The following is a 12,865-nucleotide window of genomic DNA, read 5'->3' on the forward strand; positions in this document are numbered from 1 at the left end:
CGGCTATGCAATTCAAATTTGCTGATCAGCTTAAAGGATGGCTTTTTTTGTTATTTACATCTATTTTAATCCCCGTTTATTCGCAGCCGGTATTAAACCGTAATATTACTATGAATGTGAACGGCGAGCGGCTCGGGCGCGTTTTACGGATGATGGAAGAAAAAGGCAAATTCAGCTTCTCCTACAACAGTAACCTCATCCCAAAAGATAGCCTTGTAAATATTCACGTAGCTAATCAAACCGTTAAGGATGCGCTCAGTAAATTATTGAGCAATCGTTTTGAATATCGCGAAGCAGAAAACTTTGTGATCCTTCGTTATGCACCATCGCAGCTGGTGCTTGTTACCGATAAATTTTATAGTGAAGATCAGTATTGCACCATTAGCGGCTATATAAGCAATGAACATAGCGGACAAAAGTTGGATAAAGCCAGTGTTTATTGCAGGCGTTCACTTGAATCGGTCATTACTGACGGCGGGGGCTATTTCGAAATTAAAGTTAAAAATGAGAATCAGCCGGTAACACTAACAGTAAGTAAAGAGAATTATAAAGACACGTCCATCACTTTCCTGTCGGATATCAAGGTTTATGATGACAAAGATGAAAACAATAATTTCCGGTACCTTACGGGAGATGTTTCCAAACTGGAAAACTCAGGTGTAGGGCGCCTACTTATTTCGTCAAAACAAAAAATACAAACGCTCAATCTTGGAGGGCTGATTACCCAGGCGCCATTCCAGGCTTCGCTGTTACCCGGGTTAAGTACACACGGTTCGCTAAGCGGGCAAGTGATAAATACTATTTCCCTTAACCTTATCGGTGGTTATAATGCAGGGGTTGATGGTGCCGAGATCGGAATGTTTAACCTGGATAAAAGTGATGTAAAATCATTCCAGCTGGCAGTTCTTTTTAATACGGTAGGCGGCAGCGTTCGTGGGATCCAGATAGGCGGCGCCTTTAACCAGGTGCTGACCAATGTAAGCGCTTTTCAACTCGCCGCAGGCTTTAATTCTGTACATGGCGATGTCAGCGGTGTACAGCTGGCAATCGGTTTTAATGAAAGCAATAAATTGAACGGCGTGCAAGTGGCCGCGCTTAACTCTGCAAGCGGAAATATATCAGGCATACAAACCGGTGTAATGAACATAGCCAATAAGAAGTTCAGCGGCATACAGTTGGGTGCATTGTTCAATTATGCCCAAAACTTACGGGGGATGCAGTTTGGATTGATCAACACATCTGACAGTTCATCAGGAGTAAGTCTGGGATTGATCAACCTGGTAAAAAATGGCTATCATAAAGTGGTTGTTAATACCACCGAAACTACCGATGCCAACCTGCTCTATAAAACCGGGACTCCCTGGCTGTATAACATATTTTTGGCGGGGGCTAACCTCAAAAGTAACAACAAGCAATTTGCTTACGGGCTTGGTTACGGTAACGAAGTTTCGATATTTAAATTCCTTGCTTTTAATACGGAGCTTACCGCCCGTTATTTATACCAGGGTAACGCCCGGTACGCCAATATTTTATACCGGTTGGATGCGGGACTGAACATTAAACTTAGCAAATCCTTCAGTATCATTGTCAGCCCGTCATTAAACTTTTATTACACCGATCAAAAAAAACCTGTGGGCGGGTATAGTTATGTGCTTACTGAACCTAACCATCACCCAACAAATAATCCATATTATACCCGCTGGACCGGCTGGACAATTGGCGTAAGTTTTTTTTAATGCTATTGTGATCCTATATCAGGGCGGATAACGCAACTTCGGCTATGTCCTCCAAAACCGTTTTTGGCGTTCCTGAACGTGCGGCCACTTTTATAGCGGTAATGTTTCCAAAAATAAACCTGGAAAAAGTGCGCGCATCCGTTTTGGTTGAAAATTGCCCGGCCTGCTGCCCTTTCTCAATTAGTTTGGTCAAGGCATCTTCAACACCTTTATTGTTTTTATTAACTATTTCACCTATTTCTTCGTCTATTCCCGAAAGTTCAACTGCTGTATTCACCATAAAACAGCCTTTTAAAAGTTTGTCTTCTGTGCTTTCTTTTATTAAAGTGCTGAATATATGGCTTAATTCTTTTTGGGCATTATCGGCTTTACCAAGCGCAGCTATCATTGCGTTAGTCTGCCTTGATTGATATTGCTGCAACGACTTTTTAAAAAGCGTTCTTTTATCGGTATAAGTATTATAAATGCTCGAACGGTTTATCCCAAGGCAATCAACCAAATCCTGTGCAGAGGTGGCGTGATATCCCTTTTTCCAAAATAGCCCCACTGCTTTTTCAAGCAGTTCATCTTCATCAAATTCCTTTTTCCTTGCCATTTAAAAAATATATAAGCAAAGCTACCAATCTGAAACAATTGTTTCAGATTGGTGCGTCTTTATTAATAAATAACAGCGTTAACGGTTAGGCCACCATCAACCGTAATTTCTGTTCCGGTTATAAATGAAGCATCGTCAGAAGCCAGGAACCGTACCACGTTGGCTATTTCCTCCGGGCGCCCAAAACGTTTAAGCAAAATCCTTTCGCCTAATACCGTTCCAAAGCCATTTATCTCAGCTTCAGTTAAGCCTATTTTACCATATAATGGTGTGGCAACAGGGCCTGGCGAAACTGCATTAACACGGATCTGCCGTGGTGCAAGCTCGCGTGCCAATACCCTGCTTAGTGATATTAACGCCGCTTTACCCGCTGAATAAACACCGCTATCAGGCATTCCCAAAACTGCATTAACCGAAGTATTAAAGATAATTGATGCGCCATCGTTCAGTATTGGAATAAATTTTTGAACTGTAAAATAAACACCCTTTACGTTAAGGTCCATCATCCCGTCATAATGTGCTTCAGTAGCTGTTTCAACCGGGCTAAAGTTGGCGACACCGGCATTTAAAAACAATATATCAACTTTACCAAACTTGTCTTTCACCTCGGCTACCAGGTTGTCTATTTGCTCCAGCTTTCCCTGGTCAGAAACGATTCCTGTTACCCCGAGTTCCTGAGCAGCAGTATCAACTACAGTCTTATTACGGCCTGTAATTACCACATGTGCGCCCTTCGCAACAAATTCTTTTGCTGATGCATAACCAATACCGCTATTACCACCGGTAACTACGGCAACTTTGTTTGTCAGATCTTTCATTTTTTTTTCATTTTAATTTTTAATTTCTGGAACTATCGTTTCAGAATTACTTATGATTTTAGTTATTTCCCTTTGACAGAACAAATATAGAAATACTGAAACGATCGTTTCAAATTAAAATCTATTTTTTACTTCCCTGTGACTAAAGGGTTTATCACCATTTAAAATAATAAATTGACAGCTTATTCCAGGTGAAAGACTTTTTCCAATTGAACAGCTACTGGTGAATTATCCGGATTTACAACCATTATATCCGCCATGTATTTCCACCACAGTTTTACAATCGGTTCGCTGCCCAGGTTTTGCGATGAGGTTCCGCCTTTTACTTTCTGTACAGCAAAAAGGGTATCGGTATCTTCATCAAAAAAAATACTGTAGTCGCTTATTCCATTTGCTTTTAACAAAGCTGCTATTTCCGGCCATATTTCATTGTGCCGCCTTTCATATTCAATCTTAAAGCCGGGCTTCAGTTTCATTTTAAAAGCTATTTTCTCCATACCTTTTTACCCGGCTAATTAACAAACCTTTATACATTCAATCCCAAGCAATTTTCCCAGCTTTTCTATTTTAGATGCAATGTGCCCTTTACCTACAGCGCAATGATGGGCCGGGCCACAAGCGTTCCATTTTTCCACAAAATTTCTGGCTCCGGCAGAAAAACGGTACCGGCTATTGGTATTCCCAATCTCCAATATCGGGCCCGCAACAGATTCCGCTTCGGCTACCAGCAGCTGCAGTTTCCCGTCAACTGTTTCCACAACAGATAACAAAGTAACCGGGCCATGTTTAACAGACATTTCTACCGATAGTCCATTACCCACTTTGCCGTGATAAACCTGCAGCGGCTTTACCTTTATCTTTCCCTCGGCTATTACCGGGTGGCAGGGGCCATCATGCCCCATCAATACAATAGCATCCGTAAAATCCATTGCATAATATTCAGTGAACGAGCCACCTGCCCCAAAACTGTCCATTATCTTCATGGCCTGCGCATTCTTTATTTCATATTCTCCGGCAACAGGAATGCCACTCGCGGTTAACAATGAAGTGCCCAAAATAACCGAGCTCATCGTGTTTTCATTTTCGGGATTACCCGTGCCCTTATGATAATAAGCCAGCGACCCTAACTGATGCTTAACGACAAGTTTATCTAGCGCGACCGCAGTTTTAGCCGCCCGCTCTATTTCACTGGCTAAACAATCGGCCTGAACCTCAAAAATCTCATAAAATGTTTTTATTTTCTTAGTTATTTCATCCTCAGTCACACCGCTCCTGATCCCCGAGAGCTCATCAACTTCTATCACCTCAACATGCCCGCCAAACGTTGCGCAATGGAGGGTTAAATTTGAGTAGATATCAAGCATCCCTCCATAATAATTACCCATAATTCCGAGCCGGTTATAATACATGGTGTGGGCTACCCTGGCTGCTGCTATCCACCCTTCGACTTCATTCCAAACCACCGGATCATTTTGCAGCATGCCGGTAATTTGATAGAAGGGGATATTAGAACGTTTAAAAACACTTGCAATTTCAGGTACAGGGCAGGCTGAGCAAAAGGCAAGCCACTCGCCGGTCATGGCTGTAAGGTCGCCCATTTGGTTAAAAACTTTATAATCAATCGCCGCATCCGGTGCCAGGTTAAGTACAATAACCGGCACTTTAGCTTTGCTTACGACTGGCAAAACGGTGGATGATAAAGCATAGGTAGTAACGTATAAAAATATCAGGTCAACCTCTTCACGGCGGAAGCGGCTACCCGCTTCAAATGCCTTTTCAGGTGTATCAACCAATCCCAGGTTCACAATTTCTGCACCATAGCCTTGCAGCCGCCCGCCCACCATATCAATATATCCGGTGAGGCGCTGTTCCAGCCCGTCAAATTGTTCCCAGTACGCCTGCAGGCCAATTCCAAAAAGGCCAACTTTAAGCGCGGGTTTATAATTCTCTTTCATTATTCTATAAATTACTGCTCGCTATATTGAATGGTAACAGGACCAAGCAGCCCTGATTTTAACAGCTGCGACTTTTCATCGTAAAAGTTATAGGTGGCAAAGGTCAGTCGTTTACTATTACGTGATAAGCCTTTAGCAAGCCAATCCGGCCATTTTTCATCTTTTATGCCATCATCCGGCCATTTTGAATCGCCTATCAATCTGTTGGGCCATAGATTTATTACCTCTATTTCTAAAACATTATTCTTTTTCAGTGCAGTTATAGTAATGTCCACACGCCATGGCGCGGTCCATAATACGCCAAGGTCTTTTCCATTTAGTTTTACCCGGGCCAGGTTATATACTTCGCCCAGGTTTAGATAAATTCTCCTGTTTTTCCTGGCGCTAATATTTGCAGGCAGCTTAAATATTTTTTTGTAAACAGCCGTACCTGAGTAATATTTTATGCCGTCTTCGGCTCTTGCCGTCCAGTCCTGTAGTTTATCGAAAGTGATTGATTTGGGTCCACCCCATTTAGGGTTGAATGAGACATCCCAGGAACCGTTTAAGGGAATAGACTTTTTAGTCACCTCAAAGTTTTTTGTTTCTGTTGATTTGGGAACAGGCCCTTTTGCAAAAACCAAGAAGAAGCTTTGGTAAGTATCAAATTTCATCCTTACACTCGTTCGCCCGCCTTTTACCTTAAATTCTGGCAATTGCTTTATTTCGCCAGTTAAAGGGTTCCAAAGTTGCGGCGGCCCAATAGTGGTTCTGAAGATTAAATCAGCTTTAATTTCACGGGCAGACCGGTTGGCAACAAAATACATATCCCAACTGGCCGAAGTCCGGTGCGTATAACGGATAGTTCCGTCAGTTTCAAAATCCGGTTTAACGTTCATCGACATTAATAATTCGGCAGTTAAACTATACTCAGGATAAAGGTTATCAATTTTTTCATCAAAAGCTCCGCCCCAAATTACCTTACCCTTTCCGTAACTATGTACACTTTCCTTTCCGGCATCATCAATTGTTCCCCAAATTGCTGTGGCTAATTCTTTTACAGTTTCGTCACACACAGGATAACCGGATAAGCCCGGTGATTTCACAGGCGGCCCTCCTACTACCATAGCTCCATCTTTTACCAGTTGCGCAATTTTTGTTAACAAACCGGGTGTCATGGTTTTTACGGCCGGCAGCACCATTATGCGGTAGCTGGCACCGCCCGGAAAAACAATACTGCCATTTTTTACAGCTGCTTTATATAACTGCCCCGGCGCACAGCCATCAAAATTATACCCTTTTCTGTCCGGAATAACAGCGTCGCCTTCAATGGCTGAAAATGGCGGACGAAACACATGCGGAGACCCCTCGGGTGTAAGGTATAAAACATCAGCTACCGTATTTCCCTGCTGCAAAAGATATGAACATCGGGAAATATACTGATGATAAGAACCTACCATCGGCCACCATGTTTGGTTCCTGTCCCAATGAACACCATAAGGCCCCATCGTCATCCCGGGCCGTAAAGAATCTGCCAGTACCTGGTTCTGAAAAGTGTGATAAGTAAAGCGATTGATCCCCATCGCAAAAGCCCAGTCGCCCTGGTTTTTCATGGCACCGGGATATTGTTTCCAGCCTTCATTATCCTGAGCGGTAAAGGCCTCAGCAGGGATTAGCGATTTGCCATTCACATGCCCTATCGAAGTTGCTTCAAAACAGCTGAACGATGAATTAAAACCATACCCTTTACTCCAAAATTCGGCCATAGGTACATCCGCTATATTACCAAGCTCAAGGTCGGCTGTCGGGTTCATATCATAGGGCTCAATAGAAAGCCCCATACCGTTTTTATGCCCGTATCTTTTTACAGCGGCAGCATGATATTCAAGTACCAGTTCCTGCGAAGTTTGGCGCAGGTCCCATAAAAAGCGTTCACTTATTTCCAGGCTTTCAACTATACTGCCGCTGTAAACCGGGTAAAAAGGCAGCGGATCATATCCTCGGCGTTTTATAAACTCCTGCCTAAAATGTGCCGTCCAGTTTTGTGCACCCATCTCCCAGCTATCCATATGCAGCCGTTTTAAGCCACCTGCTTGTTTACTGTTAGGCTTACCGGTTTTTTTCAGCAGGGTACCGACGTAATTATCAAGATGGGCGTTTAGTGCTACGGTATCAAATTTATCTGCCTCAAAACCCAAACCCGGCACCGGGGCGGGACGGGTTATTGCACCGTTATTTCGGCTTCCGAATCGTACGATGGTCCAGTTGCCGGCAGGAACGGTCCAGCTCAATGTTCCGTCACCCTGCAGTTTGTCTGTAAGGTCAATTATTTTATTTTTTGGGATAATAGCACCCGGAGGTAATTGCTCATAAAATGGCAAAGATGGTAAAAACTGCTTAACACCTTTTACCGATGAATAGGGTGCCCGGTAATAAAGCGCCTTCTCCGTAATATCGTTAACCTTTTTATCAATAGCTGGGGTTGGATATGCCAGTACGGCCACATCTTCATAAAAATCGGTCCATTGTTTTTTTAACTCCGGCGTAAATGCGCCTTCCCCAAAATAAGGCTTCATAGGGTCAGGCACGGGCAGGACTATTTTTTGTTTGTCTCCTCCCTTTACGATTACCGCTTTTGATACCAGGTGTTGCATGGATTGCTTTACAGGTACCCATGGCCCTCCGCTACCCGTCCAGCCGGGCCCAATCCCTAAGGTTATTTCAATACCAAGCCGCTCTGATTCTCTCACAGCATGTTTAAACAAGTTCTGCCACTCCGCACTTAAAAAATCGACTTTCCCCCTCGGAATGCCAACATTCACTTCCAAAAAGATCAGGTTGCCAATTCCTGCTTTTTTCATCGCTTCCAGATCTTTGGTAATGGATTGCGCGGTCATGTTACCATCCATAAAATACCAGTAAACACCCGGCTTTGCACTAGCAGGAGAGTTAAGAAACCCACTTTTCAAATTTCCCGGCTGTGCTCCCGCCAAACAGGGGCACAACAGGCAAATGAGCATAAAAAGGGCTAGAAATATGCGGGTGTGTATTTTATAATTGTTCATTTAAAAAAAGCGGAATGTACAAATCTATTTCAATACAGTTTCAATTATATGGCTAAATTGATATTTGATATATAGTATTTGACATAATGCATTTTTAAAAACATTCATTAACTAAATTAGCCTTATATATCCATCTGCATATACATCAATTTTATGAATCTAGACAAAATATGGCTTTGCGCCAAAATGTTATTTTCGGCATTACTCTGCATCCTGCTCTCATCTAAAGTTACTGTTTCTCAATCACATAAAGCAAAGCACAACCCAAACTATACTACTATTACAAATTTTAATAAAAAAGGGGAGCAGCTAATCCGCTTTAGTAGGGTTGGCGATGCCATTGATGCTCACGACGGCGAAATTGCCCTATTTAATGGCGTTTATTATTTATACGGCACCAGTTATGATTGCGGATTTTCCTGGGGAAACAAACAAGCCCCTTTCTGTGGGTTTAAAGTTTATTCGTCAACTGACCTCGTTAACTGGGCAGATCGCGGATTATTGTTTGATGCTACAACGCCGGTATGGCAATCGCGCTGTAATGGCAGCACCTATGGATGTTTTCGCCCGCACGTTATTTTCAATAAAATAACCAACTTATATGTACTATGGATAAACGTGTATGATAACGTTTCGGGTTACCGCGTGTTTACGGGTAAAAGTCCGGCGGGCCCGTTTACAGAAGTTGCTGAACCCAGGTTAGCAGTAAACAGTGATGCGCCTGCTGCCGGTTTAAATAACGGTGATCATGATACCTTTGTTGACGATGATGGCACAGGCTACTTAGCCTATACCGACTGGCGGACAAAAGGAAGTATTGTAATTGAAAAACTGGATGATACTTACACAACGGGAACAGGAGTATGTATAAAAACGGTTACCACCGGGAGCACTGAAGCACCTGCACTATTTAAACGAAACGGTATTTATTACGTCGTTTATTCCGATCCTAATTGCGGTTACTGTTCGGGAACAGGAGCGTCCTACCGCACTGCATCATCACCGCTGGGACCATGGTCTGAAGGAAAAAAAATAAGTGATAATTCCTGTGGCGGCCAGCCCTCTTTTGTTTCGACTATTAAATTAGCCGGTGGGTCAATCTTCTTATTTGGAAGTGATTTATGGAACAACGCCGCGAAAAACGAAGCACTCGCCAATTATTACTGGGCTCCGCTAAGTTTTAATGCCGACGGTTCAATCAAGCCGATGGAATGTTTGCAGGCAGTAAAGGTACGCGCGCTTAATGCAGTTGAAACTTTAACTTTACAGCCAGGTTATAAAACATACCGCGATATTGATAAAACCACCCAAAGATTCCAATCATTCAAAGCTTCGAAAACTGGACTTTTAACCACCCTCAGCTTAACGGCATTTAAATTAAACACCCCCGATTCGGGGCTAACTATTCAGGTTTTTAAGGCTGATGGAACTTCCCGTCCAAAAGGATCGCCGTTGAAATCGTTGACAATAACTTCCGCATCTGTCAGCTGGTCGGCTAAGAACATCCTTATGCATCCTGACCTAAAGCTGGTTAAAGGTACCATTTACTGCATAGTTGTGAAATCAACCGCAAACGAGGGTAATTACGGTTTAGTTTACCGCTACTCAGTTAACTCCAAATCAGGTTACAGCACAAATGCAGGACAAACATTTAGTTCAGTAAACAACCAATCACTAAAATACCAGGTCTTGATCAGGTAGTGATAATTTAAAAAAAGTGTTCCGCAATTGTTTGCGGAACGCTTTTCTTATTTATTGTAGTTCTCTGCAAATTCGTTTGCAAAATCCTCAAATTTTCGCTTACTTAAAACAGGTTGGTGTTTGTCATAATCTTCCCAAAGTATTGCGCTTCGTACGGCAGTTCCCATTTCTGTTAAGTTTTTTGACACGTCTTCTGATAAGCCCGCTTGCTGCATGCCTGCTACAGACTGCTCATCAGTAAACTGAATCCAAGGCAGCTCCGGTTTCCCTATAGCAGTACCTAATATAGCAGTTACTTCGCCGGCGGTTTTTTCATCACTGGCAATATAACGAATAGTAGTTCCGCTAAAAGGCGCGGTAATTTCTTCAAACGCCACATCGGCAATATCTTTTGGGTGGACTAAAACAATACGTGCATCAGCGGGGTAGTTTCCACCTAATATGCCCATGTGCTTTATCATGCCAATATTGTTGTTGAAATTGTAATAAAATGAAGCGGGGCGCAGATGTTTAATATTTACGCCGTCCAGTTTATTTAATATTTCTTCCGCATCGTGCATCCCGGCAATGGGCCCTGTGCCCGAAGATAAGTGTGCGCCAATACTGCTCAGGTTTACCACGTTTTTAATACCCGCCGCTTTTAACGCGACTGCATAGTTCTGACCTATTTTCCTGATGAAGGCTTTGTAGTCGCTGGAAGTTGCCTGCTGCGGTACCATGCTGTAAACAACATCGGCCCCGGTAAAGGTTTTGGTAAGAAACTCAATATCCTCTACAGACCCAATTGCTGCCGAAGCACCAAATTTTTCAATGTCTGCTTTTTTATTTGCACTGCTGCTCACAACAGTTACGTCGTGACCCGCTTTAACCAGTTGTTCGGTCAAAGGGCCGCTGATATTTCCTAATGATCCTGTGATTATAATTTTCATTTTATGTTTTATTTGTTGGGAACAAAGGTATATTTGCACTTACTTTTTTACAAGTACTTACCCCAAAGTATGTATCTATGACACAAATAAAAGAAAACTCAACCAGGAATTTTAATAAGGCAACATCACCCTGCCCGGTTACCTATGCTATTAACAAAATTGGCGGCCACTGGAAGCCTATTATTCTTTACCAGCTAATGAGCGGGCCGAAACGCTACAGCGAATTAAAGCGGGCGATCCCCGCAGTTACTGAGAAAATGCTGATCCAGCACCTGAAGCAATTACAGGATGATAACCTGGTAATAAGAAAGGCAGAAAATGTGGTTCCGCCCTTTGTAACTTACTTTTTGAGTGAAGCAGGTGAAGACCTCACTATTGTATTAAACGCCATGGCTGAATGGGGCATCCGCGATAGTAAACGGCATTTAAAATCGGCTTAAGCAAATAATTCCTGTGTGTCTGTATAATAAGTTTTCCTTGAACCCACAGGTTTTTGATGAATGATTTCGCCGGCCGGGGTTTGTTTCTTTTTTGGCTGATGCACCAGCATAAAATCCCTAAACTCGCCGCTTATAATATCAGGGTTATTTTTTAGGATTTGCTTTTCTGAATCCTCCAGTATCTTTTTTATTGATTTAGCCAATTGCTTCACTTTGCCTGCGGGTATTTTGTTTGAAGGAGAGAAGGGCGACAACTTAGCGTCGTACAGGATTTCATCTGCATAAGCATTCCCAATACCACGCAACACTTTTTGATCCATTAAAACGGTTTTAACAGGAGTTTTAGTTGAGCTTAATTTATCCTCAAGATACTGCTCATCAAAATCCAATGCATCGGGGGTTTCATTTTTTTCAGGGTCGAGCGTGGGTGTAGCCGCCTTCTGAAAATCTGTAAGTGCAAGCCCTTTATCGCCTTCAAATAAAAGTTCAAGGATAGTGAATTTATGGCTATTGGTTTTATCAAATAATTGCAATTGCCCGTGCAGCATCAGGTGGGTAGCCAGCACATGATTATTATCAAATTCAAATTGCAGTTCCTTACCTACCCGCCTTACATTGGCAAGGGTATGGCCTTCCAATGTTTCGCGTACCCTGTTTTCAGGCACATTTAATTTCTGGCTTACCTTAATATCAATTTTTCAAGTTTTTTACCTTTAAACAATTTGTTAAGATTGTGGCTAAAAACCTGTAGGTCTGGCAATTCTGGCATGATAAAATCTTTTTGCTTAAAACATGCAAAATAACGATTGGTTTTTCTCTTTACTAATATTAAGTTATCTCATCATTGGTAAGTTTCATCAACCTTTGCTTATCTTCAATTTTTATGTTTTTATCCCGCAGTGAAATAATCTTTTCGTTTGTCAGTTCATTGATCACCCTAAAAACAGTTTCGTAAGTGGCCCCTGTAAAAGAAGCAAGATCCTGCCGGGATAACTTAACATTAACAAAGCCTTCTGAGGTTAAGCCAAACTGCATTTCGAGCGAATAAAGCGCCTGTGCTACCCGCCCTTTAACGGACATGTGCGCCAGATTACGCATTTTATTCTCTGACTCCTGAAGATCCTTCGCAAAAAACATCATTAGTTTATAGGTAAAGTCGTGGTTAACCTTTAATGTACTTTCAAAAAAGTCCATGTCAAAATAACAAACTATCCCCTCTTCAATGGCAGTAGCTGATATTGGATAAACCGAATCCGCCATCCCCCGGTGTCCAAAAATAGCGCCGTTATTGGCAAAACGCAATATAATCTCTTTATCGCTTCCCCATTTTTTATGAACTTTAACATTCCCGTTCAAAACAAAGTAAATTCCTTTTACAGGATCACCTTCTCTAAAAATAATCTCATTTTTTTTGACATTAAAATTTTTTTTGTGCGCAACGATAGCAGGCTTCCACTCCGAAACACAGTTTTTACACAAAAAACAACTATCAGCATTGCATTTTATTAAATTTTTCTTCATAGAGACCAACTATTTATAAAACAAGATTAATTTCTTACAAAAATTATTAAAATAAGCTTACAAAGACTAAATAACCATCATTAATATTTAATAAAATTCGCCAAGTGAGATACTTGTTTAGCCCGG

Annotated in this window: 11 protein-coding genes; 3 read left to right on the forward strand and 8 right to left on the reverse strand. The window is 42.0% G+C overall.

What is annotated here, in order from left to right; genetic code table 11:
- Positions 1–5 precede the first annotated feature (5 nt).
- Entirely contained in the window at positions 6–1,736 is a 1,731-nt protein-coding gene (locus MuYL_RS20340; RefSeq protein ID WP_094572301.1) for an STN and carboxypeptidase regulatory-like domain-containing protein, read from the forward strand.
- Between the two features lie 13 nt (positions 1,737–1,749).
- Here the strand turns inward: MuYL_RS20340 and MuYL_RS20345 are convergent, their stop codons facing one another.
- The 5 genes from MuYL_RS20345 to MuYL_RS20365 all read right to left on the reverse strand — a co-directional run bounded on the left by MuYL_RS20345 (position 1,750) and on the right by MuYL_RS20365 (position 8,148).
- The gene (locus MuYL_RS20345) at positions 1,750–2,331 is read right to left on the reverse strand and encodes a TetR/AcrR family transcriptional regulator (protein ID WP_094572302.1); all 582 of its coding nucleotides are present in this window, start codon (positions 2,329–2,331) and stop codon (positions 1,750–1,752) included.
- 62 nt (positions 2,332–2,393) lie between these two features.
- A complete protein-coding gene (locus MuYL_RS20350; protein WP_094572303.1) occupies positions 2,394–3,149 on the reverse strand; it encodes a glucose 1-dehydrogenase in 756 nt (251 codons plus the stop codon).
- Positions 3,150–3,331: 182 nt separating this feature from the next.
- On the reverse strand, positions 3,332–3,646 hold the full coding sequence (rhaM, locus tag MuYL_RS20355; protein ID WP_094572304.1) for an L-rhamnose mutarotase: 315 nt from the start codon (positions 3,644–3,646) through the stop codon (positions 3,332–3,334).
- Between the two features lie 18 nt (positions 3,647–3,664).
- A complete protein-coding gene (locus MuYL_RS20360; RefSeq protein ID WP_094572305.1) occupies positions 3,665–5,104 on the reverse strand; it encodes an arabinose isomerase in 1,440 nt (479 codons plus the stop codon).
- Between the two features lie 11 nt (positions 5,105–5,115).
- Entirely contained in the window at positions 5,116–8,148 is a 3,033-nt protein-coding gene (locus MuYL_RS20365; RefSeq protein ID WP_094572306.1) for a glycosyl hydrolase, read from the reverse strand.
- A gap of 153 nt (positions 8,149–8,301) precedes the next feature.
- On the opposite strand from MuYL_RS20365, the gene MuYL_RS20370 reads away from it, so the two are divergent.
- Positions 8,302–9,849 (forward strand): family 43 glycosylhydrolase, encoded by a 1,548-nt coding sequence (locus MuYL_RS20370; protein WP_094572307.1) that lies wholly within the window; start codon positions 8,302–8,304, stop codon positions 9,847–9,849.
- Between the two features lie 47 nt (positions 9,850–9,896).
- Here MuYL_RS20370 and MuYL_RS20375 read toward each other — a convergent pair whose 3' ends face one another.
- Positions 9,897–10,778, reverse strand: a complete 882-nt coding sequence (locus MuYL_RS20375; RefSeq protein WP_094572308.1) for an NAD(P)H-binding protein — start codon at positions 10,776–10,778, stop codon at positions 9,897–9,899.
- A 77-nt stretch (positions 10,779–10,855) separates the two neighbouring features.
- On the opposite strand from MuYL_RS20375, the gene MuYL_RS20380 reads away from it, so the two are divergent.
- Positions 10,856–11,218 (forward strand): winged helix-turn-helix transcriptional regulator, encoded by a 363-nt coding sequence (locus tag MuYL_RS20380; RefSeq protein WP_094572309.1) that lies wholly within the window; start codon positions 10,856–10,858, stop codon positions 11,216–11,218.
- Here MuYL_RS20380 and MuYL_RS20385 read toward each other — a convergent pair.
- Together MuYL_RS20385 and MuYL_RS20390 are read right to left on the reverse strand one after the other, a co-directional pair.
- Positions 11,215–11,883, reverse strand: a complete 669-nt coding sequence (locus tag MuYL_RS20385; protein WP_245845654.1) for a DNA-formamidopyrimidine glycosylase family protein — start codon at positions 11,881–11,883, stop codon at positions 11,215–11,217. The genes MuYL_RS20380 and MuYL_RS20385 overlap by 4 nt on opposite strands.
- Positions 11,884–12,046: 163 nt before the next feature.
- Positions 12,047–12,739 carry a Crp/Fnr family transcriptional regulator gene (locus MuYL_RS20390; protein ID WP_094572310.1) on the reverse strand — a complete coding sequence of 231 codons (693 nt, stop codon included), beginning with the start codon at positions 12,737–12,739 and terminating at the stop codon, positions 12,047–12,049.
- Between the last annotated feature and the right edge of the window lie 126 nt (positions 12,740–12,865).

This window comes from Mucilaginibacter xinganensis (genome assembly GCF_002257585.1).
Classification (GTDB): domain Bacteria; phylum Bacteroidota; class Bacteroidia; order Sphingobacteriales; family Sphingobacteriaceae; genus Mucilaginibacter; species Mucilaginibacter xinganensis.